Origin of the sequence: Mycobacterium sp. SMC-4 (assembly GCF_050205565.1) — a bacterium.
Lineage (GTDB): Bacteria > Actinomycetota > Actinomycetes > Mycobacteriales > Mycobacteriaceae > Mycobacterium.
The window spans coordinates 261,530-287,949 of record NZ_JBNMQU010000008.1 but is presented as its reverse complement, the minus strand read 5'-3'; the positions used below and the strand labels follow the sequence as shown (position 1 = coordinate 287,949).

The 26,420-nt window shown below is 68.5% G+C and carries 22 protein-coding genes; 14 read left to right on the top strand and 8 right to left on the bottom strand.

Going from position 1 to position 26,420, the window contains the following annotated elements; all coding sequences use genetic code 11:
* Nucleotides 1–42: 42 nt before the first annotated feature.
* From ACQI46_RS16365 to ACQI46_RS16355, 3 genes are all read left to right on the top strand, one after another.
* Complete coding sequence (locus tag ACQI46_RS16365) at nt 43–921, top strand: DUF1707 SHOCT-like domain-containing protein (protein ID WP_427095057.1); 879 nt, start codon at nt 43–45, stop codon at nt 919–921.
* A gap of 113 nt (nt 922–1,034) precedes the next feature.
* A complete protein-coding gene (locus tag ACQI46_RS16360) occupies nt 1,035–1,580 on the top strand; it encodes a PadR family transcriptional regulator (protein ID WP_427095056.1) in 546 nt (181 codons plus the stop codon).
* A gap of 66 nt (nt 1,581–1,646) precedes the next feature.
* Entirely contained in the window at nt 1,647–2,735 is a 1,089-nt protein-coding gene (locus ACQI46_RS16355; RefSeq protein WP_427095055.1) for an inositol-3-phosphate synthase, read from the top strand.
* A gap of 79 nt (nt 2,736–2,814) precedes the next feature.
* Here the strand turns inward: ACQI46_RS16355 and ACQI46_RS16350 are convergent, their stop codons facing one another.
* The gene (locus ACQI46_RS16350; RefSeq protein WP_427095054.1) at nt 2,815–4,053 is read right to left on the bottom strand and encodes an enhanced intracellular survival protein Eis; all 1,239 of its coding nucleotides are present in this window, start codon (nt 4,051–4,053) and stop codon (nt 2,815–2,817) included.
* A 28-nt stretch (nt 4,054–4,081) separates the two neighbouring features.
* Between ACQI46_RS16350 and ACQI46_RS16345 the strand changes: the two genes are divergently transcribed.
* Nucleotides 4,082–4,978: an alpha/beta fold hydrolase gene (locus ACQI46_RS16345; protein ID WP_427095053.1), complete on the top strand. Its 897-nt coding sequence runs from the start codon at nt 4,082–4,084 to the stop codon at nt 4,976–4,978.
* Between the two features lie 3 nt (nt 4,979–4,981).
* Here the strand turns inward: ACQI46_RS16345 and ACQI46_RS16340 are convergent, their stop codons facing one another.
* Nucleotides 4,982–6,790 (bottom strand): Ig-like domain-containing protein, encoded by a 1,809-nt coding sequence (locus ACQI46_RS16340; protein WP_427095052.1) that lies wholly within the window; start codon nt 6,788–6,790, stop codon nt 4,982–4,984.
* A 192-nt stretch (nt 6,791–6,982) separates the two neighbouring features.
* On the opposite strand from ACQI46_RS16340, the gene ACQI46_RS16335 reads away from it, so the two are divergent.
* The 5 genes from ACQI46_RS16335 (at nt 6,983) to ACQI46_RS16315 (ending at nt 13,084) form a co-directional block, all read left to right on the top strand.
* Nucleotides 6,983–9,052 carry a PhoX family protein gene (locus ACQI46_RS16335; RefSeq protein ID WP_427095051.1) on the top strand — a complete coding sequence of 690 codons (2,070 nt, stop codon included), beginning with the start codon at nt 6,983–6,985 and terminating at the stop codon, nt 9,050–9,052.
* Nucleotides 9,053–9,163: 111 nt separating this feature from the next.
* Nucleotides 9,164–9,964, top strand: coding sequence for an LLM class F420-dependent oxidoreductase (locus tag ACQI46_RS16330; protein ID WP_427095050.1), 801 nt, complete (start codon nt 9,164–9,166; stop codon nt 9,962–9,964).
* Between the two features lie 82 nt (nt 9,965–10,046).
* On the top strand, nt 10,047–11,804 hold the full coding sequence (locus ACQI46_RS16325; protein WP_427095087.1) for an ABC transporter substrate-binding protein/permease: 1,758 nt from the start codon (nt 10,047–10,049) through the stop codon (nt 11,802–11,804).
* Nucleotides 11,804–12,550, top strand: coding sequence for an amino acid ABC transporter ATP-binding protein (locus ACQI46_RS16320; RefSeq protein WP_427095049.1), 747 nt, complete (start codon nt 11,804–11,806; stop codon nt 12,548–12,550). Before ACQI46_RS16325 ends, ACQI46_RS16320 begins: the two co-directional genes overlap by 1 nt.
* Nucleotides 12,551–12,643: 93 nt before the next feature.
* A complete protein-coding gene (locus ACQI46_RS16315; protein ID WP_427095048.1) occupies nt 12,644–13,084 on the top strand; it encodes a MarR family winged helix-turn-helix transcriptional regulator in 441 nt (146 codons plus the stop codon).
* 6 nt (nt 13,085–13,090) lie between these two features.
* On the opposite strand, the gene ggh is transcribed toward ACQI46_RS16315, so the two are convergent.
* Nucleotides 13,091–14,431, bottom strand: coding sequence for a glucosylglycerate hydrolase (ggh, locus tag ACQI46_RS16310; protein ID WP_427095047.1), 1,341 nt, complete (start codon nt 14,429–14,431; stop codon nt 13,091–13,093).
* 83 nt (nt 14,432–14,514) lie between these two features.
* On the opposite strand from ggh, the gene ACQI46_RS16305 reads away from it, so the two are divergent.
* Entirely contained in the window at nt 14,515–15,180 is a 666-nt protein-coding gene (locus ACQI46_RS16305) for an SDR family oxidoreductase (RefSeq protein WP_427095046.1), read from the top strand.
* Nucleotide 15,181: 1 nt separating this feature from the next.
* Here the strand turns inward: ACQI46_RS16305 and ctaD are convergent, their stop codons facing one another.
* Together ctaD and leuS are read right to left on the bottom strand one after the other, a co-directional pair.
* Complete coding sequence (gene ctaD / locus ACQI46_RS16300; protein ID WP_427095045.1) at nt 15,182–16,927, bottom strand: cytochrome c oxidase subunit I; 1,746 nt, start codon at nt 16,925–16,927, stop codon at nt 15,182–15,184.
* Nucleotides 16,928–17,027: 100 nt separating this feature from the next.
* Nucleotides 17,028–19,913, bottom strand: coding sequence for a leucine--tRNA ligase (gene leuS, locus ACQI46_RS16295; RefSeq protein WP_427095044.1), 2,886 nt, complete (start codon nt 19,911–19,913; stop codon nt 17,028–17,030).
* Nucleotides 19,914–20,121: 208 nt separating this feature from the next.
* On the opposite strand from leuS, the gene ACQI46_RS16290 reads away from it, so the two are divergent.
* The gene (locus ACQI46_RS16290; RefSeq protein ID WP_427095043.1) at nt 20,122–21,081 is read left to right on the top strand and encodes an LpqN/LpqT family lipoprotein; all 960 of its coding nucleotides are present in this window, start codon (nt 20,122–20,124) and stop codon (nt 21,079–21,081) included.
* Nucleotides 21,082–21,154: 73 nt separating this feature from the next.
* Complete coding sequence (locus ACQI46_RS16285) at nt 21,155–21,514, top strand: hypothetical protein (protein WP_427095042.1); 360 nt, start codon at nt 21,155–21,157, stop codon at nt 21,512–21,514.
* On the opposite strand, the gene ACQI46_RS16280 is transcribed toward ACQI46_RS16285, so the two are convergent.
* Nucleotides 21,501–22,115 (bottom strand): YqgE/AlgH family protein, encoded by a 615-nt coding sequence (locus ACQI46_RS16280; protein WP_427095086.1) that lies wholly within the window; start codon nt 22,113–22,115, stop codon nt 21,501–21,503. The two genes, ACQI46_RS16285 and ACQI46_RS16280, sit on opposite strands and share 14 nt — an antisense overlap.
* A 143-nt stretch (nt 22,116–22,258) precedes the next feature.
* Here ACQI46_RS16280 and ACQI46_RS16275 point away from each other — a divergent pair, with 143 nt between their 5' ends.
* Nucleotides 22,259–23,533 carry an MFS transporter gene (locus ACQI46_RS16275; protein ID WP_427095041.1) on the top strand — a complete coding sequence of 425 codons (1,275 nt, stop codon included), beginning with the start codon at nt 22,259–22,261 and terminating at the stop codon, nt 23,531–23,533.
* Nucleotides 23,534–23,542: 9 nt separating this feature from the next.
* Nucleotides 23,543–24,328, top strand: coding sequence for a TIGR03084 family metal-binding protein (locus ACQI46_RS16270; RefSeq protein WP_427095040.1), 786 nt, complete (start codon nt 23,543–23,545; stop codon nt 24,326–24,328).
* A gap of 96 nt (nt 24,329–24,424) precedes the next feature.
* On the opposite strand, the gene ACQI46_RS16265 is transcribed toward ACQI46_RS16270, so the two are convergent.
* The gene (locus tag ACQI46_RS16265) at nt 24,425–24,925 is read right to left on the bottom strand and encodes a pullulanase (protein WP_427095039.1); all 501 of its coding nucleotides are present in this window, start codon (nt 24,923–24,925) and stop codon (nt 24,425–24,427) included.
* Nucleotides 24,926–24,940: 15 nt separating this feature from the next.
* Nucleotides 24,941–26,392 carry a CCA tRNA nucleotidyltransferase gene (locus ACQI46_RS16260; RefSeq protein ID WP_427095038.1) on the bottom strand — a complete coding sequence of 484 codons (1,452 nt, stop codon included), beginning with the start codon at nt 26,390–26,392 and terminating at the stop codon, nt 24,941–24,943.
* Nucleotides 26,393–26,420 lie beyond the last annotated feature (28 nt).

Here is a 26,420-nt window from a genome sequence, read left to right as displayed (position 1 = left end):
TACGCGCTGTGCGCGCGAAGTTGTGCTTTTACGATCTTTCGCGTGGCTTCGGGCAGCTCAGGACGGCGGACATCGTGGATGCGCGCGAAGGACAGCGACCGTGACCAGACGTGCCAGATCCTCGACGCCGCGCTGGCCGACGGTCAGTTGTCGATGGCCGAGCACGGCGAGCGGGTCAAGACGGCCACCTCGGCGACCACACTGAGCCAGTTGCAGGACCTGGTGTCGGACCTGCAGACCGAGCGCAAGCTCGACGTGCCCGTCGTCACCAAGATCGTCAACCGCAGCGTGCCGGCCTACCGGCCCGGCTGGGGCATCAAGGCCGCGATCGCGGTGGTGCTGGTGGTGTTCGGCATGGCGATCGGCTGGGGGTTGTACGGCAACACGCCCTCGCCGCTGAACTTCACCTCCGACCCCGGCGCCAAGGACGACGGCATCCCGGCCACCGTCCTGACCCCGCCCCGGCAGTTGCAGTCCCTGGGCGGGTTCACCGGCTTGTTCGAGCAGATGCGTCAGAAGTTCGGCAACACCATGGGCTACGAACTGGACATCCACTCCGACATCGCCTACCTCGAGCGGCCCGACCCGCAGGACAACCGGCGCAGTCAGCGCTACCAGTACCGCGGCGGCTGGGGAGAGCCGGTCGGCTCACCGTCGACGCCCAGCGGCGACGACCGGCTCGTCGACCTCGCGAAGTTCGACTTCGAGAAAACACTCGGCATCATGCGCGGCGCCCCGGAGACCGTCGGCATCGACCGCGCCGACGTCGACGAGACCTGGCTGCGGATCAGCCCGTCGCAGGACCCGTCGACCCCGGATGCGGTGATCGTCGAGATCATCGTCAGCAGCGACTTCGGCTCCGGCCGCATCGAGCTGTACCCGGACGCCACCACGCTGGCGATCTGGCCGGCGAACCGCTGACCTGCGTCTGAAGCCGCAATCGATGCCCGACTGTGGCAGTCAATATATCGGCGCGATACTATTGCGCGAGGTGTTGGACTGTCCTAACGGCGACGACGAAAGGGGTGCGGCGGATGCTCGAACTGGCAATCCTGGGCCTGCTCCTGGAGTCACCAATGCACGGTTACGAGCTGCGCAAGCGGCTGACCGGGCTGTTGGGCGCATTCCGCGCCTTCTCTTACGGTTCGCTCTACCCGGCGCTGCGGCGCATGCAGGCCGACGGCCTCATCGTCGAGGATGCCGCGCCGGAGGGCACCGTCAAAGTGCGGCGGGCACGCCGCGTGTACCAGCTCACCGACGCCGGTAAACAGCGTTTCAGCGAGCTGGTCGCCGACACCGGCCCACAGAACTTCTCCGACGACGGCTTCGGGGTACACCTGGCGTTCTTCAATCGCACTCCGGCAGAAGCCCGGATGCGCATCCTGGAGGGTCGCCGCCGTCAGGTCGAGGAGCGTCGAGAAGGTCTGCGTGAAGCCATTGCGCGGGCAAGCAACTCGTTCGACCGCTACACCCGCCAGCTGCACCAGCTCGGCCTGGAATCCAGTGAGCGGGAAGTCAAGTGGCTCAACGAGTTGATCGCGGCCGAGAAGTCGGCGCAGGGCCGCGCCGAACAGACCTGAACACGCCGCGTAGTTGCAGCAGTGAGTCATCCCCGAAACCAAAGAAGGACAAGAGGAGAAGCCGTCATGACCGCAAGCAATGACGTCCGGGTCGCCATCGTCGGCGTGGGCAACTGCGCGTCTTCGCTCGTACAGGGCGTGCAGTACTACAAGGACGCCGACGAGAACGCCACCGTTCCCGGCCTGATGCACGTCAAGCTCGGCCAGTACCACGTGCGCGACGTCAAGTTCGTCGCCGCGTTCGACGTGGACGCCAAGAAGGTGGGCTTCGACCTGTCCGAGGCGATCTTCGCTTCCGAGAACAACACCATCAAGATCGCCGACGTGCCGCCCAGCGACGTGATCGTCCAGCGCGGCCCCACCCTCGACGGCATCGGCAAGTACTACGCCGACACCATCGAGGTGTCCGACTCCGACCCGGTCGACGTCGTCAAGGTCCTCGAGGACGCCGAGGTCGACGTGCTGGTGTCCTACCTTCCGGTGGGTTCCGAGGAGGCCGACAAGTTCTACGCCCAGTGCGCGATCGACGCCGGCGTGGCCTTCGTCAACGCGCTGCCGGTGTTCATCGCCTCGGACCCCGAGTGGGCCAAGAAGTTCGAAGACGCCGGTGTGCCGATCGTCGGTGACGACATCAAGAGCCAGATCGGTGCCACCATCACCCACCGCGTGATGGCCAAGCTGTTCGAGGACCGCGGCGTCACGCTGGACCGGACCTACCAGCTCAACGTCGGTGGCAACATGGACTTCCTGAACATGCTCGAGCGTTCGCGGCTGGAGTCGAAGAAGGTCTCCAAGACCCAGGCCGTGACCTCCAACCTGTCGGGCTCGCTGGCCGGCAAGGTCGAGGACAAGAACGTCCACATCGGCCCGTCGGACCACGTCGCGTGGCTCGATGACCGCAAGTGGGCCTACGTCCGCCTCGAGGGCCGCGCCTTCGGCGACGTGCCGCTGAACCTGGAGTACAAGCTCGAGGTGTGGGACTCCCCCAACTCGGCCGGCGTCATCATCGACGCGGTGCGCGCCGCCAAGATCGCCAAGGACCGCGGTATCGGCGGTCCGATCGAGGCCGCGTCGGCGTACCTGATGAAGAGCCCGCCGAAGCAGCTGGCCGACGACGTCGCCCGCGCGCAGCTCGAGACCTTCATCGAGGGCTGATTCTCTCCCCGCCGGAATTGCATTCCAGCAGGTGCCTTCTCGCACTTCCGCTGCTGGAATGCAATTTCGGCGGCGTTGTTCAGAAGCCGTAGCCGAGTTCGGCCGGAACGTCGGAGGCAAAGGCCGCGTCGAGAGCGGCAAGAAGCCTGGCGTCCGGGCAGCGTAGCCGGTGCGCGGCCGCGAACGAAGAGGCGCGATGGGCGCCGAGGTAGACGCTGCCGAGCACCGACAGATCCGTGTGCACATCAGCCGGCGCATCGGTGGGTTCGCACCGCGCCCGCCCGGCGCGGATTTCCAGGGCGAATCGGCCGCCACCACCGAGCACGGCATCCGAAATGTCCAGCACCACAGAAAGATCGGCGCTGTAGGTGCGAGCCTGCAGCACCGCGGGGATGTTCAGCATCCGTAGCCACAGACCGTCCTGCACTCCAGTGCTGCGGACCGTGCGGGCGTCGGTGAGAAGGTACGGCAGTAGGCCGCCCGGATGGGTCTCGATGTCCACCGTCGCCATCAGGTCGAGCCCGAGCAGGGTGCGCCACAACGCGATATACGCCTGCGGCGTCACCGCGGAAAGCTTGGTGACCTCAACCCGGTCCTTGCGTTCACCGGAGTGCACGCGATACAGCGCGAACCCGTCGGGGTGCAACAGACAGTAGAACGCGCTTCCGCCGCCGCGTGAACTCTCGCGGTCGTCCAGTATTTCGTCCCACAACCGGCCCGGTGTGTAGAGACCGCCGGGTGTCTGCAACCGCCACCGCTCGTAGATCTCTTCGAGCTGTGCGCGATGCTCGACCGGCCGCACGACGCGGACACCGCCGGTATCGGGGATCTCCGAACGGAATCGGGCCCGCTCCCGGTCGACCGAAAGCCGCTCCCAGACCGTCGCGGGACCGTAGCCGAACCGGCCGTAGATTCCGGCCTCGCTGGCCTCCAGCCCGGCGATGGGATAACCGCCCATCCTGCCGTGCAATTCGGTGAACATGCCGGTCAGCGCGCCGCGGCGGCGATGCGTCGGCGCGACCGCCACGAACGACACCCCGGCCATCGGCAGTACGGCACCGCCGGGCACGGTCAACTGCAGGTCGAGGAACAACGCGACACCGACGACGTCGTCGCCGTCGCACGCGACGACGGCGCTGTCCGGTGGCATCAACGACCGCCAGACGGAGACAGTCTCGTCCGGACGCCAGACCCCGAAACCGGTCGCGCCGATCAGGGTGATGTCCGGCCAGTCAGCGTCGACGGCGGAGCGGAAAGTCAGATCTGTTGCCTCGGCTGCCACAGATTCGACGGTGTCACACCGCACCGGCAAACGCATCCGGATATCGACTGCGTAAGGTTCCCCTATGGACGACACCGATGACGAGCTGGCCAGCCTCGACGAGTTCATCTTCCTCAAGGAGAACGCGCGCCAGGCCGGAGTGTCCGGACCGCTGCCGCCCGCGACGCGCATCGACGCCGGCGACATCAGTGCGTTGAAGTTCGGCGACGACGCCCCGCAGGTGGTGTTCCTGCACGGTGGCGGCCAGAACGCCCACACCTGGGACACCGTGGTGCTCGGTCTCGGCGTGCCCGCCCTGGCGATCGACCTGCCCGGCCACGGCCGCTCGGCATGGCGCGAGGACGGCGACTACGGACCCAAGCCCAATGCCGTCGCCGTGGAACCGGTCATCCGCGATCTGGCTCCCGACGCCGAACTGGTGGTCGGCATGTCGCTGGGCGGCCTGACCGCCCTTCGGGTCGCCGTCGCTGCACCGGACCTGGTCCGCAAACTCGTCCTGGTCGACGTCACTCCCTCAGCGCCGCAGCGGCATACCGAGATGACCGACGAGCAGAAGGGCACCGTCGCACTCGTCCAGGGCGACCGCAGCTTTCCCAGCTTCGCGGCCATGCTCGAGGTGACCGTCGCCGCAGCCCCGCACCGTGACCGGGAATCGTTGCGGCGCGGCGTGTTCCACAACGCCAAACGGCTCGACGACGGCACGTGGACGTGGCGCTACGACTCGATCCGCAAGGCCGACGGATTCGAGGGCCTGTGGGACGACGTCCCGAAGCTCGCCACCCCGACCACCCTGATCCGCGGCGCCAACTCACACTTCGTCAACGACGACGACGCCGACGAATTCGCCCGCACCGCACCGGGATTTCAGCGCGTGCACATCGTCGAGGACTCCGGGCACTCTGTGCAGAGCGACCAACCGCTGGCACTGGTCAAGCTGCTGCGCGGCATCCTCGACGACTGACGGTCAAGCCTTCTTGCGCCGGCGAAGCAGCACCAGTCCGATGAACGCCCAGCTGTAATCGGGCGGAAGCGGGAACACGGTGTAGCCGAGGTCGCGCAGAATCCCGATCTCGACCGGGCTCAACACCCGGGCAGCGGGCCCGGTGTCGGTCTTGGCGTTCATCAACTTCTGGTCGTCGTCGGTGAACGTGTCGTCGTCCAGGTGGCTGATGGCGCTGCCGTCTTCCCAGGGCGAAGGCGTGTAGAGCGGAACCAGATAACCCCCGTACGCCGCCACCGCATGCTTGCCGCCGAAGAACAACCCGTCGTCGGCGCCCTCCAGTACCTCGTCGAAGTCGGTGTCCCATCGGTAGAAGCGGGTGATCGGTGAATCACCGTTGGCGTCGACGATGAACTTGTCGAAGAGGGTCCAATCTCGATGCTCGTTCTCGCCGGGGGCGTCGATCCCGCTGAGGAATCCGAAGGCATGGAGGAATTCATGTAGCGCCGTCGAGTCGAAGTCGTACTCGTCGGGGCCTACGGTGTCGCCGTACCCCCACGCTGTGCCGAAGTTCCACTTGATGTAGCCGTCGGCTGCCGTGCCGTTGGCGTCGCGGCCGGTGAGGAGCTTCTGCTGCACGACGGTCCGCCAGAATCCCGGTAGCTCGCTGACGTAGTCGCTCCCAGCCGAGGCGAGGATACGCGCCTCGGGATCGTTCACTGCTGTCACGTCGAAGCTCAACTCGACCGGGCGTTCGACGACGAAGTACACCGTCAGATCCTCAGCGACACGCTGCAGCGCAGCCCGGCGGTCCTGGGTCCAGTCCTGCGCGCCCTCGGTGAAGCGGAACGCGTAGGTGATGGCGCCCTGGTTGATGGTCTGCTTCGCGCGGGTGCCCAGGCCGCGGAACAGATCGAAGATGTTGATCCGGAAACCGTCGACCGCACTGACCCGGAAGGTGTCGACGCCGTCGAAATCCTCGTCCGGCGTGTAGGTGTAGGTGCCGTCGTCATTGATGACGACGCTGCCCTCGCGCGGCCGCGAGGTCAGCACGTACCGGATCGGGTCGTCGTCGGGGTCGACGGCACCGATGGTGCCGGTGATCGGCCCGGTGAGTTTGCCGCTGACCTGGATCGGCGCCACGGTCGGCGTCTGGTTCATGAAGGCGCGCCGGGTCGCCCACATCGAGGCTTCGAGCTCGGCCTTGCGGTCGGAGTCCACGGGCAGCGAGTTGATCCAGGCCTGCCGGCGCTCGGTCCAGTTGTCGATGAGCTGGGCGACCCGCTGCTGGCGGGCGGTGCCCGGGTTCTCCGCCGGGGCGTCGGCCAGCACACCTGCTGGGATCGCCTGCGGGGCAATGGAATCAGCTGCTGAAGCCGTGCGCGCGTCGGCGGTAACCAGTCGCGCGTGGGTCCGTCGCTCACGGGTCGAGGCCGACGTGGCCGCCGGCTCGTCGGCGGCCTCCACCGCGTCGTCGACGGTGTCCTGCTCGCCGGCGATGTCGTCGTCGGTGTCGGCCACGGCGGGATCGTCGCGGTCATCGCCGGAGCGCCGGGTCTCGGAGGTGTCGCGGTCGGCGCTGTTCGTGCGCGCCGCGCGGCGCTCCTGCCGGTCGGCGCGCGGAGCGTCGGCCCCGGCGCTTCTCGACACCGACGACTCACCGCTGGTGTCCGCCGCCGCGACACCTGTCTGCGGGCCCAGCAGCGAATAGCCCAGTAACGCCGCTCCCATGCCGGCCGACGCCGCGCCCAACCGCAACCAGCGCCGGACGGCGAACGTCTCGGACGGGCGCGTCGCCGAAATGGTCCGGTGGTTGCCTCGCTGTGCGGCCATGTGACCCCCCTGTCAATAGTGGCGACCACCGTAACCTGCCACGGGCGGCCGTCGCAGCAAGTTTGCTACCGGATTCTCAGCCCCGTGCTCACCCGGACGTCGTCGGCCGTTCACCTGACGCTCGCCTGCTGATGGCCGTGCTGCCGTAACTTCCCGCGCGATCCTCGCCTCCGCAGCCCCGGAAGGACCCTCATGGCGCTTGTTCCGCTCAACCTGTTTCTCACACACGACGGCAGGTCGAGACGACAGCACATCACGTGCGTGTACCGGTGTGGCGATGCGTGCTCGAAGCCGGCTCCGAACCGCAGCGACAACGAGTATTTCGGCGACATCGCCCGCGCGGTGTCGCGTCGATCGATGTTGCGCGCCGGAGGCGTGGCGGTCCTCGCGGTCGGCGCGGGGTCGGCGCTGGCGGCGTGCTCGGGTGACACCCCGTCGAGCCCGAGCTCGAGCCCGAGTCCTACCTCGGCACCCGAACCGCTGCCCGGCATGAACTTCGCCTCGGTGGCACCGAACGTCGAGGACGCCGTCGTCGTCGCCGACGGGTACCGTCAGTCGGTCGTGCTGCGCTGGGGTGACCCGGTTCTCCCGGGTGCGCCCGCGTTCGACGTCGCCCGCCAGACCGGCGCCGCCCAACGCGGCCAGTTCGGGTTCAACAACGACTTCGCCGCGTTGCTGCCGGTGCCCGACCGGCCCGACCGGTTCCTGCTCGTCACCAACTTCGAATACGTGACCCCGGAGTTCATGTTCCCCGGGTACGACGCCGAGGCCCCGACGCGTGAGCAGTTCGAGGTGGAGATCGCGGCGGTCGGCATGGGCGTCGTGGAGGTCGAGCGCCGCCGTGACGGACTGGCCCCGGTTCTGGGTCCGCTGAACCGGCGCATCACCGCCGACTCTCCGATGCTGCTGACGGGTCCGGCCGCCGGCAGCGACCTGGTCAAGACCGCGGCCGACCCGAGCGGACGGACGATCGCGGGGACCTTCGCCAACTGCGCCGGTGGCGTCACCCCTTGGGGCACAGTGCTTTCCGGCGAGGAAAACTTCCAGGACTACTTCGGCGCCGCAGAGGGCGCCCCGGCTCCCGGACCCGTCGACGCCGACCGGATGGAGCGCTACGGCGTGGCGGCCGAACCCACCGCGCTGCGTTGGGAGACCTTCGACGAGCGGTTCGATCTGTCGCGCACCCCCAACGAGGTGAACCGGTTCGGCTACGTCGTCGAACTCAACCCGTGGGATCCGCAGTCCATGCCGGTCAAACACTCGGCGCTGGGCCGGCTCAAGCACGAGGGCGCGACGATCCACGTCACCGACGACGGCACCGTGGTGTCCTACACCGGAGACGACGAGCGCTTCGACTACATGTACAAGTTCGTCTCGGCGAAGAAGGTCCAGCCGGGTCCCACGGGCATGGCGCACAACATGACCATCCTCGACGACGGCACGTTGTATGTGGCCAAGCTGTCCAGCGACATCCCGCCCGGCGACATCGACGGCTCCGGCGAGTTGCCGGCCGGTGGCGCGTTCCGCGGCTCAGGAACCTGGATCCCGCTGCTGCGCAGCAGCTCTGACGGCCCGTCCGAGTCACTGGTCGACGGCTTCACCGCCGAGGAGGTTGCGGTGTTCACCCGCATGGCCGCCGACAAGGTCGGGGCGACCAAGATGGACCGGCCCGAAGACTTCGAAGCCAACCCGGTCACCGGCAAGGTGTATGTGGCGCTGACCAACAACGACAAGCGCGGGACGGCCGGCAAGCCCACCGCTGACGCGGCCAACCCGCGCAACGAGAACAAGAGCGGTCAGGTGCTCGAGCTCACCGACGACCACGCCGGGGAGAGCTTCACCTGGGAGTTGCTGCTGGTATGCGGGGACCCGCAGGCCGCCGACACCTACTACGGCGGCTTCAACAAGAGCCAGGTCAGCCCGATCTCCTGCCCGGACAACCTCGCGTTCGACCGCCACGGCAACCTGTGGATCTCCACCGACGGCAACGCGCTGGATTCCAACGACGGTCTGTTCGCGGTCGCTCTGGACGGGCCGCGGCGCGGCGAGGTGCGCCAATTCCTCACCGTCCCGCTCGGCGCCGAGACCTGCGGGCCGGTGATCTCCGACGACCTGGTCCTGGTAAGCGTGCAACACCCCGGCGAGAGCGACGACCACAGCCTCGACAATCCGCAGTCGCACTGGCCCGACGGCGGCGACAGCATCGCACGACCCGCGGTGGTGGCGGTGTGGAAGGACGGCGACGGACCGATCGGGGTGTGACCCCCGGCCGCGATGGGGGCACGTCACCCCGGTGAGCAGACGCGAACTCCCCTTGAATTGGCCGCGTTGAGGGGGAGTTTGCGTCTGCTCGCGGGAGGATAGTTACAGGCCATGACCTCTGCCTCCACTCGACCTGTCCGCATCGGCGTGCAGCTGCAACCGCAGCACGCGCCGCAGTACAGCCAGATCCGGGACGCGGTGCGGCGCTGCGAAGACCTCGGCGTCGACGTCGCGTTCAACTGGGACCACTTCTTCCCGCTCTACGGCGATCCCGACGGCGCGCATTTCGAGTGCTGGACGATGCTCGCGGCCTGGGCCGAGCAGACCTCCCGCATCGAGATCGGCGCGCTGGTCACCTGCAACTCCTACCGCAATCCCGAACTGCTCGCCGACATGGCCCGCACCGTCGACCACATCTCCGACGGCCGGCTGATCCTCGGCATCGGCTCCGGCTGGAAACAGAAGGACTACGACGAATACGGCTACGAGTTCGGCACCGCAGGCAGCCGACTCGACGACCTCGCCCAAGCCCTGCCCCGCATCAAAACCCGGCTCGCCAAACTCAACCCGGCGCCGACCCGCGACATCCCGATCCTCATCGGCGGGCAGGGCGAGCGGAAGACGCTGCGCATGGTCGCCGAGCACGCCGACATCTGGCACGGCTTCACCGACCGCCAGACCTACCCCGGCAAAGCCGAGGTGCTCGACCGGCACTGCTCCGACGTCGGCCGCGACCCCTCGGCGGTCGAGCGGTCCTCCGGGGTGCCCGAAGGCGACCTCGACTCGATGGTCGCCGAAGCCGAAGCACTGGCCGGGCTCGGCGTCACGCTGCTGACCGTGGGCGTCAACGGGCCCGACTACGATCTGTCGGCCGCGCAGGCACTGGTGCGCTGGCGGGACAGCCGCGGCTGACCCCCTCGCCGGTCCGCCCGCTACGTTGCATGAGGTGACTACCTTGCGGGTACAGCCACGGCCGGTGAAGACACTGGCGTGGATGCTGATCGTGTGGATGGTGGCGGCCATGGCCTGGGCGGCCCCGGCCGGGGCCCAGGTCGACCAGTGCGCACCGCCCGGCCTGCAGAGCGCCAGCCCACTGCCCACCAACCTGGCGTCCGCGGCCGCCGGCCCCGAGGCCGACAGGTACACCACCGACTCCGTGGTGCCGCTGGAGTCCATCGACATCAACGCCCTCGGGCTCGGCCAACCCGGCGTCCTGACCGTCGGCACGCTGTCCGATGCGCCGCCCAGCATCTGCATCGACTCCGCCGGGCAGTTCACCGGCTACGACAACGAGCTGCTGCGCGCCGTCGCCGACAAACTCGGCCTGCGCATCAACTTCGTCGGCACCGAGTTCTCGGGACTGCTGGCCCAGGTCGCGTCGCGGCGGTTCGACGTCGGCTCGTCGTCGATCACCACCACCGACGCCCGGCGTGAGACCGTCGGCTTCACCAACGGGTACGACTTCGGCTACTTCTCGCTCGTCGTCCCGCAGGGCTCGGCGATCACCGGGTTCGACCAGCTGGCCGAGGGGCAACGCATCGGTGTCGTGCAGGGCACCGTGCAGGAGGCCTACGTCGTCGACACCCTCGGCCTCGACCCGGTCAAGTACCCCGACTACAACACCGTCTACGCCAGCCTCAAGACCCGTCAGATCGACGCCTGGGTGGCGCCGTCGCAGCAGGCGCAGGGCACCGTGCAGCCCGGCGACCCCACCGAGATCATCGAGAACACCTTCAGCCTCGACAACTTCATCGCCTGGGCGGTGGCCAAGGAGAACCAGCCGCTGATCGATGCGCTCAACGCCGGCCTGGACGCGGTCATCGCCGACGGCACCTGGGCCCGGCTGTACTCGGACTGGGTGCCGCGCGCGATCCCGCCGGGCTGGAAGCCCGGCTCCAAAGCCGCACCGCTGCCGCAGCTGCCCGACTTCAACGCGATCGCACAGGAGAACCAGGCGCAGGCGGCCCCGGCCCAGCCGGCACAACCGAAGTCGACCCTTGCGCAGCTGAAGGATTCGTTCCTGAACTGGGACCTCTACAAGCAGGCCATCCCGGATCTGTTGACCACCGGTCTGCCCAACACGCTGATCCTGACGTTCGCGGCCAGCGTCATCGGTCTGGTCCTAGGGATGGTGCTCGCGATCGCAGGCATCTCGCGGTCCCGTTGGCTGCGCTGGCCCGCGCGGGTCTACACCGACATCTTCCGCGGCCTGCCCGAGGTGGTGATCATCCTCCTGATCGGCCTCGGTGTCGGACCGGTCGTCGGCCACCTGACCGGCAACAACCCCTACCCGCTGGGCATCGCCGCGCTGGGGCTGATGGCCGCGGCCTACGTCGGTGAGATCTTCCGCTCCGGTATCCAGAGCGTCGACCCCGGACAGCTCGAAGCGTCGCGCGCACTGGGTTTCAGCTACTCGACGTCCATGCGGATGGTGGTGGTGCCCCAGGGCGTGCGGCGCGTGCTGCCGGCGCTGATGAACCAGTTCATCTCGCTGCTCAAAGCGTCCTCGCTGGTGTACTTCCTGGGCCTGATCGCCGATCAGCGCGAGCTGTTCCAGGTAGGCCGAGACCTCAACGCCCAGACCGGGAACCTGTCCCCACTGGTGGCGGCCGGCTTGTTCTACCTGATGCTGACCATTCCGCTGACCCACCTGGTCAACTACATCGACGCCCGGCTGCGCCGCGGTCGCAGACCCGACGAGGAAGACCCCGAAGACCCGCTGGTGTTGTCCAGAGCCCAGGAGATGAACTGATGACCGCCGCGCTGGACATCAACCCGGTGTCGTTGACCGCCAAGGACATTCATCTGGCGTTCGGGCCCAACAAGGTGCTGCGCGGAGTCGACCTGGACGTCGCCGCGGGCACCAGCACCGCGGTCATCGGCCCGTCGGGTTCCGGAAAGTCCACGCTGCTGCGCACCCTCAACCGGCTCTACGAACCCGACAGCGGCGACATCCTGCTCGACGGTCGGTCGGTGCTGGCAGACGACCCGAACCAGCTGCGGCAGCGAATCGGCATGGTGTTCCAGCAGTTCCAGCTGTTCCCGCACCGCACCGTGCTGGACAACGTGATCATGGCACCGCGCAAACTCAAACGACTCAGCGCCGAGGAGGCGCGCGAGCTGGGCATGGCTCAACTCGAGCGGGTGGGTCTGCGGCACAAGGCCGAAGCCCGGCCGGCCACACTGTCGGGCGGCCAGCAGCAGCGGGTGGCCATCGCCCGCGCGCTCGCGATGGCGCCACAGATCATGTTCTTCGACGAAGCCACCTCGGCGCTGGATCCCGAGCTGGTCAAGGGTGTGCTGGCGCTGATCGCCGACCTGGCCGCCGACGGCATGACGATGGTCGTGGTCACCCACGAGATGGGGTTCGCGCGGTCCACCGCCGACACCGTCGTGTTCATGGATCACGGTCAAGTGGTCGAAACCGGGCCGCCGGACAAGGTGTTCGAGGAGGCCGAAACTGACCGGTTACGTCGATTTTTGTCTCAAGTGTTGTAGATTCCGCATTGCCGACGTCAATTCCGTGACTGAACCGTCGGCCGAGTTCGTCTCATGAACACGACGGGACCGACAGGTTAGACTGGCTGAATTATGGTCGAGACAGATGCGCAGGTCAGCGAGCTCGCTGGGGAGCTCCAGCGCGTGCTGGCCAAGGTGCTGCATGTTCTTCGCCACACCGGGAAAACCTCCACGTCCGGGGATCTGACACTGGCACAGCTGTCGATTCTGCTGACTTTGCTGGATCAGGGCCCGATGCGGATGACCGACCTGGCCGCCCACGAGCGCGTCCGCACCCCCACCACCACGGTCGCGATCCGCCGCCTCGAGAAACTCGGCCTGGTCAAGCGATCCCGCGACCCCTCGGACCTGCGCGCGGTCCTGGTGGAGATCACCCCCCGAGGTCTCGAACAGCACGAGGAAGCGCTGGCGTCGCGGCGAGCGCACCTCGCGACGCTGCTGAACAAGCTCAGCGCCGAGGAACGTGACGCCCTGGCCAAGGCGATGGCGCCGCTCGAGCGCATCGCGGAGTAGCCGGGCTCAGCCCAGCCAGTCCAGCACCGCCGCCGCGGTCCACGACTGCTGCATACTGCCCAACGGCTCGCCGGTGAACGGCTCGTAGTATTCGGCGAAGCTGCCGTCACTGGCCTGCCGCAACCCTTCTCGTTTCAGCGTCGACGCGCGTTCGGCCCAGCCGCGCCGCGCGAAACACCACGAGAACAGCCACGTCATCACCGGCCACACCGGGCCGCGCCAGTACTCGCGGGGCCGGAAATCGCGCGACACCGGCGACGTCGACGGAATCACGGCGTAGGCGAGGTCGGGATGACCGCAGAAGCGGGGGCCTTCCAGACGCCGCAGCAGCGCGCGTTCCCGATCGTGCGGGAGCCCACCACACAACAGCGGCGCGAACTGCGCGACGGTCTCGGTGGCGATCCACGCCCCCGCCCGCACATCGAAATCCTTTGCCGCACCGGTGCGTTGGTCGGTGGTGGCGATGACGCCCGAACGGAACCGCTCGGCCCACGCGTAGAGATCCTTGACATCGGCGTGCGGGCGTTTGTGGTCCTCGCCGATCTCGGCGAGGACCTGGCACGCGACCGAGAACACCGCGGAGACGAACACGTCCTCGACCGCGAAACTCGTTGCCGTGACCAGTTTCTGGTCGTCATAGGCGACGGACTTCATCTGCTCGACCAACCACAGGTACCGGTCGTACTCGAGGTCGGACGGTCGCTGGCTGGCGTCGGTGACGATGGTGTTGTCCTCGCGCTTGTACTCGGGGACCTCGCCGGGAACGACGTTGGCGTAGGCGCTGTCCCACCGCGGCGAGTTGTCCATGCCCGATTCCCAGCCGTGGTACAGCGTGATCCGGCCGCGCTCGTACTGGTCTCGACACTCGGCCAACCAGCGGTGCCAGCGGACCAGGTCCGCCCATCGCCGGTCCAGGAACGCCTCGGCGACCGCGCGGGTGGAACGTCCCCGGGTACGGGCGTGGTCGAGGATGCGCTGCACCGCGATCGCGTGCACGGGCGGCTGCGTGATGCCCGAGGTGTGGTGGCCGCGCGGAGCGTTGACCGCCAACGCCGAACAGGCCCACCGCGCCGGCCCCGGAAAGTAGCCGTCCACCCCGTTGGCGAACACGATGTGCGGGATCATGCCGTTGCGCCACTGCGCCGAGAGCAGCGTGTCGAGCTCGACGACCGCACGCTCCACCGACAACGGCGCCAACCCGATCGCCACGAACGCCGCATCCCAACTCCACATGTGCGGGTACAGCAGGGGTGCGGCGGTGGTCATGGTGCCGAGGTCGTTACCCCGCAGCAGATAGGCAGCACGGGCCGCCAATTGGGTCGAGGTGAAGCTGGGGTCGTGGGGCATCGCCTCTCATCATGCGTCGCCGCGGCCGATTCGGCGACCGCGAGTGGGTTCACGCCACTGAATCCATCGGTAGGCTCGCCTGCGTGCCGACAGCGATGATCACCGGAGCCGGCGGCGGGCTCGGCCAGGCGCTCGCCGAAGCGCTCGCACCCACGCACACGCTGTTTCTGGCCGGGCGGCCCTCGCAACGGCTCGACTCGGTCGCCGAGAAGTACGGGGCCACCACCTGGCCGATCGACCTGGCCGACACCGACAGCATCGAGACCGTCGTCGAACCGATCGTCGAACTCGACGTGCTGATCCACAACGCCGGTGTCGCCTACCCGGGCCGCGTCGCCGAGTCCACCGTCGACCAGTGGCGCGCCACCATGGAAGTCAATGTCGTTGGCGCCGTTGCCCTCACACTGGCGTTGCTGCCGGCGCTGCGCGCCGCCGAGGGCCAGGTGGTGTTCATCAACTCCGGCTCCGGCATCAAGGCCTCCCCCGGACTCGCGTCCTACTCGGCGAGCAAGTTCGCGCTGCGCGCGTTCGCCGACTCGCTACGCAACGACGAACCCGGCCTGCGTGTCACCTCGATCCATCCGGGGCGCATCGCCACCGAGATGCAGGAAGACCTCGTCGCCTACGAGGGCCGCGACTACGACCCGGCGCAGTTCCTGAGCCCCGAGACCGTCGCGCGCGTCACTGCCGAAGCCATCCACGCCCCGCTGGACAGCCACATCCACGAGGTCGTCGTCCGGCCCCGCTGACTCAGCGGTCCGGCTCGGTGCGCGGACCGAATCCCTCCGGCGACTCCCCGGCCGTGGCGTGGCGCCCGATGTGCGCCTCGGCGCGCATCCGCTCGATCATGTGCGGATAGTGCAGCTCGAACGCCGGACGCTCCGAACGGATCCGCGGCAGCTCGTAGAAGTTGTGCCGCGGCGGCGGGCAACTGGTGGCCCACTCCAGGGAGTTGCCGTAGCCCCACGGATCGTCCACGGTCACCGGCTCCCCGTAGCGCCAGCTCTTGAACACGTTCCACACGAACGGCAACATCGACAGACCCAGCGTGAACGCACCGATGGTGGACACGATGTTCAGGGTGGTGAACCCGTCGGTGGGCAGGTAGTCGGCGTAGCGACGTGGCATGCCCTCGTCACCGAGCCAGTGCTGCACCAGGAACGTGGTGTGGAACCCGATGAACGTCAACCAGAAGTGCAGCTTGCCCAGCCGCTCGTCGAGCATCCGGCCGGTCATCTTCGGGAACCAGAAGTACACGCCCGCGTAAGTCGCGAACACGATGGTGCCGAACAACACGTAATGGAAGTGCGCCACCACGAAATACGAGTCGTGGACGTGGAAGTCCAGCGGCGGGCTGGCCAGCAGCACCCCGGAAAGGCCGCCGATCAGGAACGTCGCGAGGAAGCCCACCGAGAACAGCATCGGTGTCTCGAACGTCAGCTGCCCCTTCCACATCGTGCCGATCCAGTTGGCGAACTTGATGCCGGTGGGCACCGCGATCAGAAAGGTGGTGAACGAGAAGAAGGGGAGAAGGACGGCGCCGGTGGCGTACATGTGGTGCGCCCACACCACCACCGACAACGCGGCGATGCCGAGCGTCGCGTACACCAGCGTGGTGTACCCGAAGATCGGCTTGCGGGAGAACACCGGGAACACCTCGGTGACGATGCCGAAGAACGGCAGCGCGATGATGTACACCTCGGGGTGACCGAAGAACCAGAACAGGTGCTGCCACAGCAGCACACCGCCGTTGGCCGGGTCGTAGACGTGCGCCCCCAACTGGCGGTCGGCGGCCAGGCCGAGCAGCGCGGCGGTCAGGATCGGGAACACCAGCAGCACCAGGATCGACGTCACCAGGATGTTCCAGGTGAAGATCGGCATCCGGAACATCGTCATACCGGGGGCGCGCATGCACACCACGGTGGTGATCATGTTGACGCCACCGAGAATCGTCCCGAGGCCCGCGACGGCCAGACCCATGATCCACAGGTCGCCGCCCACACCCGGGGAGTGCACCGCGTTGCTCAGCGGCGCGTAACCGGTCCAGCCGAAGTCCGCGGCGCCGCCCGGGGTGATGAAGCCTGCCATCGCGATCAACGCGCCGAACAGGAACAGCCAATAGGAGAACGCGTTCAGCCGCGGGAACGCCACATCGGGCGCGCCGATCTGCAGCGGCAACACCAGGTTGGCGAAACCGAACACGACCGGGGTGGCGTAGAACAGCAGCATCACCGTGCCGTGCATGGTGAACAGCTGGTTGTACTGCTCGTTGGACAGGAACTGCAGCCCGGGCGAGCCCAACTCGGTGCGGATGAACAGCGCCATCAACCCGCCGATGAAGAAGAACACGAAGCACGTGACGACGTACATGATCCCGATCAACTTGTGATCGGTGGTCGTGATCATCTTGTAGATCAGATTGCCCTTGGGTCCCAGACGCGCGGGGAAGGGCCGGCGGGGCTGCAGGGTCTGCGGTGTCGGTGCTTCGACAGCCATGGGCGCTCCTCGGACATGCGTCGGCGGACCAGCCAGAGATACCCCGCAACTTACGCCTTATACCCGGCGTTGCAAGAGCAATTTGGACCAGACGACTCGACTACACGACCAGGTTGATCAGCCGGCCCGGCACCACGATGACCTTCTTCGGGGCCTTCCCGTCCAGGAACGCCGCCACCTTCTCGTCGGCGAGCGCGGCGGCCTGCACGGTGTCGTTGTCGGCGTCGGCTGCCACCGCGATCCGTCCCCTGACCTTGCCGTTGACCTGCACCGGGTACTCGACGGTGTCCTCCACCAGGTAGCGCTCGTCGGCGACCGGGAACGGGCCGTGCGCCAGCGAGGTGTCGTGACCGAGCCGACGCCACAGCTCCTCGGCGAGATGCGGGGCCAGCGGCGCCACCATCAGCACCAACGGTTCCAGCGCCGCGCGGGCGGTCACCGACTGCTTGGTCAGATGGTTGGTGTACTCGATCAGCTTGGCCGCCGCGGTGTTGTTGCGCAGCGCGGCATAGTCCTCGGAGGTGCCTGCGATGGTGCGGTGCAACAGGCGCAGCGTCTCGTCGTCGACCGTGTCCTCGGTGACCCGGGTTTCGCCGGTGTCCTCGTCGACCACCAGCCGCCACACCCGCTGCAGGAACCGGTGCGCGCCGACGACGTCCTTGGTCGCCCACGGCCGCGACGCTTCCAGCGGCCCCATCGACATCTCGTATACGCGCAGGGTGTCGGCGCCGTAGTTGTCGCAGATCTCGTCCGGCGACACCGAGTTCTTCAGGCTCTTGCCGATCTTGCCGAACTCCTGGTTCACCTCGATCTCCTGGCGAACGTCACCGTCCTGGCCGCTCCAGAAGAACTTCCCGTCCCGCTCGACGACCTCGGCCGCAGGCACGTAGGCCCCGCGGGAATCGGTGTAGGCGAACGCCTGGATGTAGCCCTGGTTGACCAGCCGCCTATACGGCTCGCGCGAGCTGACATGGCCCAGGTCGTAGAGCACCTTGTGCCAGAACCGGCTGTAGAGCAGGTGCAGCACCGCGTGTTCGACACCGCCGACGTACAGATCCACCCCGCCGGGGTCGCCGGGCCCGTGCTCGGCAGGCCGCGGGCCCATCCAGTAGGCCTCGTTCTCCTTGGCGCACAACGCATCCGGGTTGTGCGGATCGGTGTAGCGCAGCTCGTACCAGGAGCTGCCGGCCCACTGCGGCATCACGTTGGTGTCGCGGGTGTAGGACTTCGGGCCGTCGCCGAGGTCGAGTTCCACGTTGACCCAGTCGGTGGCCTTGGCCAGCGGCGGCGACGGCTCGCTGCCGGCGTCGTCGGGATCGAAGAGCACCGGCGAGTAATCCGGCACATCGGGCAGCTCGACCGGCAGCATCTCCTCGGGCAGCGCATGCGCCCGCCCGTCGGCGTCGTAGACGATCGGGAACGGTTCACCCCAGTACCGCTGCCGGGCGAACAGCCAGTCGCGCAGCTTGTACTCCACACGTTCGCGGCCGCGGCCGTCGGCGACCAGCCGTTCGGTCATGGCGGTCTTCGCCTCGGCCACCGACATCCCGTCCAGGAAGCCGGAGTTCACCATCACGCCGTCACCGGTGTAGGCCTCGGTCGACACATCGCCACCGGCGACCACTTCGACGATCGGTAGCCCGAACTCCGTCGCGAAATCCCAGTCGCGCTGATCGCCGCCGGGCACGGCCATGATGGCGCCGGTACCGTATCCGGCCAACACGTAATCGGCGATGAACACCGGAACCTGTTGTCCATCAGCAGGATTCGTGGCATAAGCGCCCAGGAACACGCCCGTCTTCTGCTTGTTCTCCTGACGTTCCAGATCCGACTTGGCGGCGATCGACGCGCGGTAGGCGGCCACCGCCTCGCGCGGACTCGCCGCCCCGTACGTCCACCGCTCGTCGGTGCCCTCGGGCCACGCGTCGGCCACCAGGGTGTCCACCAGCGGGTGTTCGGGCGCCAGCACCATGTACGTCGCACCGAACAACGTGTCCGGACGGGTGGTGAACACCTCGATGTCGCCGGCATCAGGTCCCGAACCGGCGCGGAAATACACGGTGGCACCCGTCGAACGACCGATCCAGTTGCGCTGCATCGTCTTGACCTTGTCCGGCCAGTCCAGCACCTCGAGGTCCTCGAGCAGGCGGTCGGAGTAGGCGGTGATGCGCATCATCCACTGCCGCAAGCGTTTCCGGAACACGGGGAAGTTGCCGCGCTCGCTGCGCCCGTCGGCGGTGACCTCCTCGTTGGCCAGCACTGTGCCCAGACCGGGGCACCAGTTGACCATCGAGTCGGCCAGGTACACCAGCCGGTACGAGTCGATCACGTCCGCACGCTCGCCGGCCGACAGGTCCGCCCAGTCACGGCCGTCGTCGAGGCCGCGGGTCCCGGCCTCGAACTCGGCGATCAGCGTCGAGATCGGGCGCGCCCGGTTGGTCTGCGGGTCGAACCACGCGTTGTAGATCTGCAGGAAGATCCACTGCGTCCACTTGTAGTAGTCGACGTCGGTGGTCGAGAAGCTGCGCCGCGCGTCGTGCCCGAGCCCCAGCCGACCGAGCTGCCGACGGAAGTTGACGATGTTGGCTTCGGTGCGGGTGCGCGGATGGGTGCCGGTCTGGATGGCGTACTGCTCGGCCGGCAGCCCGAATGCATCAAAACCCAGCGCGTGCAAGACATTTCGCCCCGTCATGCGGTAATAGCGGGCGTAGACGTCGGTGGCGATGTAGCCCAGCGGGTGACCGACATGCAGGCCCTCGCCCGACGGGTACGGGAACATGTCCTGGACGAACATCTTGTCGGCAGGCACCGGTCCGCCGTCGGCGGGCGCCAGCGAGCCGACCGGGTTGGCGACGTGGAACGTTCCCTGCTCGGCCCACCGCTGCTGCCAGCCGCGCTCGATCTCACCGGCGAGCTCCGCGGTGTAGCGGTGCCGGGGGATGTCCCCGACGTCGGAGGCTGGCTGCGCGGTGGGCGATTCGGTCACGCCAACAGGGTATAAGCACCGGATTTCCACTTCTCCGGCCACGGGTTGATCTCGGTTCCATTGCGGATGCGTCAGGGGTTGATTCCAGCTCGATCCCGGCTCTGGTGGGCGCGTGAACCCCGTGGATACATTCGTCGCCTGGCACGGGCATCGTCGCCCGCGCCGCACGGGTACACCGGGTCGGCTAGGTATGGGAGGAGTTCACTCGATGAGCGAAATCGCCCGCCGCTGGCGGGTTCTGGCGGGAGGTGTCGGGGCGTGCGCCGCCGGTGTCGCCGGCGTGCTCACCATCACCGGGACGACGGCCGGCGCGCAGCCCATGCCGGTGCTGCCGGCTCCGGCCCCGGCTCCAGCCGCAGCGACGGTCACCCAGACCGTCACCGTGACCCCCAACGCCGCGCCCGCACCGGTGGTCGGGCAGACGCCGGCGGTCACCGGCGGTGCTGCGGCGGTCCCGGCGGGCGTCAGCGCCCCGGTCGTGCCGCCCCGCCCGCCCACAACGATCGCGCCGGCCTCGTCGGGCACGCTCACCGAGTTCTTCGCCGCCAAGGGCGTGACGATGCAGCCCCAATCCAGCCGCGACTTCCGGGCCCTGAACATCGTGCTGCCCATGCCGCGCGGTTGGCAGCACATCCCCGACCCGAACGTCCCGGACGCGTTCGCGGTGATCGCCGACCGCGTCGGCGGCAACGGCCTGTACACGTCGAACGCTCAGCTCGTCGTCTACAGACTGATCGGCGAGTTCGACCCGAAAGAGGCCATCAGCCACGGGTTCGTCGACAGCCATCAGCTGCCGGCGTGGCGGACCACCGACGCGTCGCTCGCCGACTTCGGCGGGATGCCCTCGGCGCTGATCGAAGGCACCTACCGTGAGAACAACATGACGCTGAACACCTCGCGTCGCCATGTCATCGCCACCGCGGGCCCCGACCGCTACCTGGTGTCGCTGGCGGTCACCACCAGCGTCGACCAGGTCGTGGCCGCCGCGGACGCCACCGACGCGATCGTCAACGGCTTCAAGGTCGGGCTGCCCTCGGCGGCGCCGGCCGCCGCACCACCGCCGCCCGGCGCGCCCCTTCCCCCTGCGCCCGCGGCTCCTGCAGTACCGGCCGTTCCCGCCGCTCCTGCGGCACCGGCCCCGGCCCAGGCGCTGGGACTGCAGGGATAGACGACGTCGTCCCCCGGGCGAAGCCTGGCGCCCGGGGGACGGCGGCCCAACCCGAAGCCGTATCCTGATATCCATGCTGGTCGCCGCCGTGTTGTGTCTGTGCGGGGCCGCGGTGGCGGCCGCGTCGGGGGTCTGGTCGCTGACCCGGCGCCCCACCGACGACTACGTCCATCAGGTACTTCGTGCCGTCGCCCCCACCCAGCTGGCCGCCGCGGTGATGCTCGCCGCCGGCGCCGTGGCCAGTCTGTCGATCACTGCACCGATGTCGACGGTGATCCTCGCGATGTGTGTGATCGGCGCCCTCGGCACGGTCGGCGCGGGCTGTTGGCAAGCCGCCAAGTCGGTCGCCGCGCGCAACGCCGCTCAGCCGCCCGCCGAATGCGGCACCGCCTGCGCCAGCTGCACCCTGTCGTGCGGGTCTAATTCCGGCTGAGATCGATCGGGTGCGAGGCCAGCAGGCTCAACGGCATCGGTTGCCGGCGCAGCACCCGGGCCCACAGGTCCACCTTCGGCTCGACCAGCACGTCCGACGGCAACGCCGACAGCACGATCCAGTCGTCGCGTTCGATCTCGCCCTCCAGCTGGCCGATGGTCCAACCGGAGTAGCCGGCGAAGATCCGCACACCCTCGATCGCCGGTGCGATCTCGTTCGGGTCGCCGTCGAGGTCGACCATCGCGATGCGGCCCTGGATGTGCCGCAGACCCGGAATGTCGTGGGCGTCGAGACCCACGCGCACCGTGGCCAGGCACAGCGCGGCATCGCGTTTGACCGGTCCGCCGATGAACATCGTCTTGGGTTTGGTGGCCAGCTTGGCCCACTGCGGCAGCACGTTGTAGACGGCGGTCTCACTGGGCCGGTTCAACACCACGCCGAGCGTGCCGCCGTCGTTGTGCTCGACGACGTAGATGACGCTGCGCCGGAAAGTCGGCTCCAACAGGTCGGTGTTGGCCAGAAGCAGGGTGCCCGCCCGTACCCGGTGTGCCGCAGGCGCGACGTAGTCCTCCGGATCCTCTGGCTGCCCCACGTTTCCCATCATGTCACCACCGCTGCCGCCAGGTGACGATCCGATCGGTCATTCGGCAGATATTTGTACTGTGGATCGGGTCGCGGCCACGCGGGGAACACCGGCCGGAGTCCCCGCACCGTGCCGACCCCCACCCCCGAGGACGTGACCCCGTGCGTGAAAGCCGTGCCGTCTGGCGCTCCGTGCAGGCGCTGCCGGAGTTCCGGCGGCTCCTCGAACTGCGCGCGGTCAGCCAGTTCGGTGACGGGCTGTTCCAGGCCGGGCTGGCCGGCGCCATCCTGTTCAATCCCGAACGAGCCGCCCAGCCGTGGGCCATCGCGGCTGCGTTCGCGGTGCTGTTCCTGCCGTACTCGGTGGTCGGGCCGTTCGCCGGGGCGCTGCTGGACCGCTGGGACCGGCGCCAGGTCATCGTCGTCGCCAACGGTTTCCGGCTGGTGCTGGTGGCCGCGGTCGGCGTGTTACTGGCTTTCGGCGTGGCCGACCTGCCGATCCTCATCGGCGCGCTGGTGGTCAACGGATTCACCCGGTTCGTGTCGTCGGGTCTGTCGGCGGCGCTGCCGCATCTGGTGCCCCGCGAGCAGGTGATCGCGATGAACTCGATCGCCGCGGCCACCGGTGCCGTAGCGGCGTTCTTCGGCGCGAACTTCATGCTGGTGCCGCGATGGCTGTTCGGCGCCGGGGATTTCGGCGCGTCGATCGTCATCCTCGCCGTGACGCTGCCGGTCGGGCTGGCGTTGTGGCTGTCGCTGCGCTTCCCGGCGCACCTCCTCGGTCCCGACGACAGCACCCGAGCCGTGCACGGCTCGGTGGGCTACGCGGTGGCCACCGGCTGGGTGCACGGCGCCCGCACCGTGCGTGCGGTGCCGAGCGTGCTGGCCACCTTGGGCGGGTTGGCCGCCCACCGCATGGTGTTCGGTCTCAACACGCTGCTGGTGCTGGTGCTGGTCCGGCACAGCGGCGACGAGATCGTCGTCGGGCTCGGAACCGCGGTGTTGTTCGTCGCCGCGACCGGCACGGGGTCGTTTCTCGCGACGCTGCTGACGCCGGTGCTCGTGCGTCGGTGGGGCCGTTACGCCGTGCCGAACGCGGCGCTGGCGTTCGCCGCGGTCGTCCAGCTGTCCGGCGCGGGACTGCACCTCCCGGTGATGGTGGTCTGTGGCTTCCTCCTCGGGGCGGCCGGACAGGTGGTCAAGCTGTGCGCCGACTCGGCCATGCAGATCGATGTCGACGACGCGCTGCGCGGCCACGTCTTCACCGTTCAGGACGCGTTGTTCTGGATCACGTTCATCGCCGCGATCGCGGCCGGCGCGGCGGTCATCCCGCCCGACGGGCGCGCTCCCGGGCTGGCGGTCGCGGGCAGTCTGGTCTATCTGGCCGGCCTGGCGGTGCACGCGACCGCGGCGCGCGGCCTGCGGGTGCGTCGTTAGGGTGAGCCCGTGGCCGAGCTCGAGTCGCTGATCACGGATCTGCGCGCCGAAAGCGCCGACCTGGATGCGCTGGTCGCCGAGCTGCCCGTGCAAGCATGGGTGACCCCGACCCCCGCTGCGGGCTGGACCATCGCCCACCAGATCGGCCATCTGCTGTGGACCGACCGCGTGGCGTTGACCGCGGCCACCGACGAAAGCGCGTTCGGGGACGTGCTCGCCGCTGCGGGTCGGAACCCGTCGGGCTTCGTCGACGCCGCCGCCGAGGAGTTGGCGGTGGTCGCCCCGGCCCAGCTGCTCGACGACTGGCGCGCAGCCCGCAGCGCCCTGCACGACGCGCTCGGTTCCGTGCCCGCCGGACGCAAGCTGCCGTGGTTCGGTCCGCCGATGAGCGCGGCGTCGATGGCGACGGCGCGGCTGATGGAGACGTGGGCGCACGGCCTGGACGTCGCCGACGCGCTCGGGGTCGCTCGCGCGCCGACCGCACGGTTACGGTCCATCGCCCACATCGGCGTCCGCACCCGCGACTTCGCCTTCACCGTGCACGGTCTGACCCCACCCGAAGCGCCGTTTCACGTGAAACTCACTACACCGCAGGGATGTTCGGAGTCCGAGTGGACGTGGGGTCCGGCCGATGCGGAGCAGCGCGTCCTCGGCTCGGCCGAACACTTCTGCATGCTGGTCACCCAGCGCCGGCCGCGGGCGACCCTGGACGTGGCGGCCGTCGGCGCGGACGCGCAGCGCTGGCTCGACATCGCACAGGCTTTCGCCGGGCCGCCGGGGCGGGGTCGCGACTGACGGTCGGCGCCCGCTCGTCGGCGCCGAGGGTGACGATAACGCCCGCGGTGAGCGGCGTGTCGGCCAACAGACACGCGAGCTCGCGGTACGAGGGGGTCAGAGGTATTCGGCGCGGTCGGCGCGGGTGTCGCCGTCGTCGTCGGTCAGACGCACATCCCAGCGGCCGTCGCCGTCGGTGTCCGCCCACGCCGTCCCGGGGCCGAACGCCCGGTCGGCCAGACCGTCACCGTCGTGGTCGGCCAGCTGCTCGACGGCCTCGCCGTCCCCGTCGATGTCCACCGCCGCCGCCGTGGCCGGCTGCTCGGCGCCATCGAGACCGAACCAGCGCAGCGGCGCGGCGCGCTCGGCGGCGACGGCCCAGGTGCCGGTGCCGTCGTCGGTGAACGCGAGCTCGGCCAAGCCGTCGTCGTCACCGTCGATCAACGCCAACTCGGCCGTGTCGTCACCGTCGCGGTCGGCGAACAGATCGTCGAGCAGGCCGTCGCTGTCCACGTCGAGGCCGAACCCGTCGAGCACGCCGTCACCGTCAGTGTCGGCGTCGGGATCGACCGTCCAGATGCGCGCCGAGCCGTCCGGCTCGCCGAGGCAGTAGTCCATACCGGTTCAGACGCATCAGCCCTGCTGTCGGTTCCACCACATCATCAGTTCTTCGACGGCTTCGTCACGGCTGAGCGGTCCGCGGTCCAGCCGGAGCTCCTTGAGGTGATTCCACGCCCGGCCCACCTGCGGACCGGCCGGGATGCCGAGGATCTCCATGATCTCGTTGCCGTCGAGGTCCGGCCGCACCCGCGCCAGATCCTCCCTGGCCGCCAACTCTTCGATCCGGCGTTCCAGATCGTCGTAGTTGGCCTGCAGGCGGGCCGCGCGGCGCTTGTTGCGCGTGGTGCAGTCCGCGCGCACCAACTTGTGCAGCCTGCTCAGCAGCGGCCCGGCGTCGGTGACGTACCGGCGCACCGCCGAGTCCGTCCACCGGCCGTCCCCGTAGCCGTGGAACCGCAGGTGCAGATACACCAGCTGGGAGACGTCTTCGATCATCTGCTTCGAGTACTTGAGCGCGCGCATGCGCTTGCGGGCCATCTTCGCCCCGACCACCTCGTGGTGGTGGAAGCTGACGCCGCCGTCGGGCTCGTGCCGGCGCGTCGCGGGCTTGCCGATGTCGTGCAGCAGCGCGGCCCAGCGCAACACCAGGTCCGGGCCCGAATCCTCGAGCTCGATGGCCTGCCGCAGCACTGTCAGAGAGTGCTGGTAGACGTCCTTGTGCTGATGGTGCTCGTCGATCGCCATCCGCATGCCGCCCACCTCGGGCAGCACCACGTCGCCCAGACCGGTGGCCACCATCAGGTCGATGCCGGCCACCGGATCGGCGCCCAGCAGCAGCTTGTCGAGTTCGGCGGCCACCCGTTCGGCGGTGATCCGGCCGAGCTGCGGAGCCATCTCCTCGAGCGCGCGCCGCACCCGCGGCGCCACCGTGAACCCGAGCTGGGAGACGAACCGCGCAGCGCGCAGCATCCGCAGCGGGTCGTCGCCGAACGACACCTCCGGCTCCGACGGGGTGTCGAGCACTCCCGCGCGCAGCGCGGACAGCCCGTCGAGCGGGTCGAAGAATTCGCCCGGGCCCTGCGCGGTCACCTGCACGGCCATCGCGTTGACGGTGAAGTCGCGGCGCACCAGGTCGTCGGCGAGGTTGTCGCCGAAGCGCACCTGCGGGTTGCGGGACTGCTGGTCGTAGGTGTCGGCGCGGAACGTGGTCAGCTCCAGCCGGTCACCGCCCTTGCCGACGCCCAAGGTGCCGAACTCGATGCCGGTGTCCCACAGCGCGTCGGCCCAACCGCGCAGGAAGCGCTGCATCTGCTCGGGATGCGCATCGGTGGTGAAGTCCAGATCGGTGCCCAGCCGGCCCAGCAGCGCGTCGCGCACGCTGCCCCCCACCAGATACAGCTGGTGCCCGTGCTCGGCGAACAGGGCCCCGAGCTCGGCGAGCACGCCGGCGTGCCGGTTCAGGGAAATCTGGGCAGCGGCCAGCAGTTCGACATCGGAGGGGCGGTGTTGCCTAGGGTCGGGCACGTCCGATGAGCCTACTGGTCACAGCCAT

Bases quoted from the DNA above. Each gene is read 5' to 3' on its own strand.
- ACQI46_RS16360 (WP_427095056.1), top strand. From the start codon at position 1,035: ATGCTCGAACTGGCAATCCTGGGCCTGCTCCTGGAGTCACCAATGCAC.
- ACQI46_RS16355 (WP_427095055.1), top strand. From the start codon at position 1,647: ATGACCGCAAGCAATGACGTCCGGGTCGCCATCGTCGGCGTGGGCAAC.
- ACQI46_RS16350 (WP_427095054.1), bottom strand. From the start codon at position 4,053: ATGCGTTTGCCGGTGCGGTGTGACACCGTCGAATCTGTGGCAGCCGAG.
- ACQI46_RS16345 (WP_427095053.1), top strand. From the start codon at position 4,082: ATGGACGACACCGATGACGAGCTGGCCAGCCTCGACGAGTTCATCTTC.
- ACQI46_RS16340 (WP_427095052.1), bottom strand. From the start codon at position 6,790: ATGGCCGCACAGCGAGGCAACCACCGGACCATTTCGGCGACGCGCCCG.
- ACQI46_RS16335 (WP_427095051.1), top strand. From the start codon at position 6,983: ATGGCGCTTGTTCCGCTCAACCTGTTTCTCACACACGACGGCAGGTCG.
- ACQI46_RS16330 (WP_427095050.1), top strand. From the start codon at position 9,164: ATGACCTCTGCCTCCACTCGACCTGTCCGCATCGGCGTGCAGCTGCAA.
- ACQI46_RS16325 (WP_427095087.1), top strand. From the start codon at position 10,047: ATGCTGATCGTGTGGATGGTGGCGGCCATGGCCTGGGCGGCCCCGGCC.
- ACQI46_RS16320 (WP_427095049.1), top strand. From the start codon at position 11,804: ATGACCGCCGCGCTGGACATCAACCCGGTGTCGTTGACCGCCAAGGAC.
- ACQI46_RS16315 (WP_427095048.1), top strand. From the start codon at position 12,644: ATGGTCGAGACAGATGCGCAGGTCAGCGAGCTCGCTGGGGAGCTCCAG.
- ggh (WP_427095047.1), bottom strand. From the start codon at position 14,431: ATGCCCCACGACCCCAGCTTCACCTCGACCCAATTGGCGGCCCGTGCT.
- ctaD (WP_427095045.1), bottom strand. From the start codon at position 16,927: ATGGCTGTCGAAGCACCGACACCGCAGACCCTGCAGCCCCGCCGGCCC.
- ACQI46_RS16290 (WP_427095043.1), top strand. From the start codon at position 20,122: ATGAGCGAAATCGCCCGCCGCTGGCGGGTTCTGGCGGGAGGTGTCGGG.
- ACQI46_RS16285 (WP_427095042.1), top strand. From the start codon at position 21,155: ATGCTGGTCGCCGCCGTGTTGTGTCTGTGCGGGGCCGCGGTGGCGGCC.
- ACQI46_RS16280 (WP_427095086.1), bottom strand. From the start codon at position 22,115: ATGGGAAACGTGGGGCAGCCAGAGGATCCGGAGGACTACGTCGCGCCT.
- ACQI46_RS16265 (WP_427095039.1), bottom strand. From the start codon at position 24,925: ATGGACTACTGCCTCGGCGAGCCGGACGGCTCGGCGCGCATCTGGACG.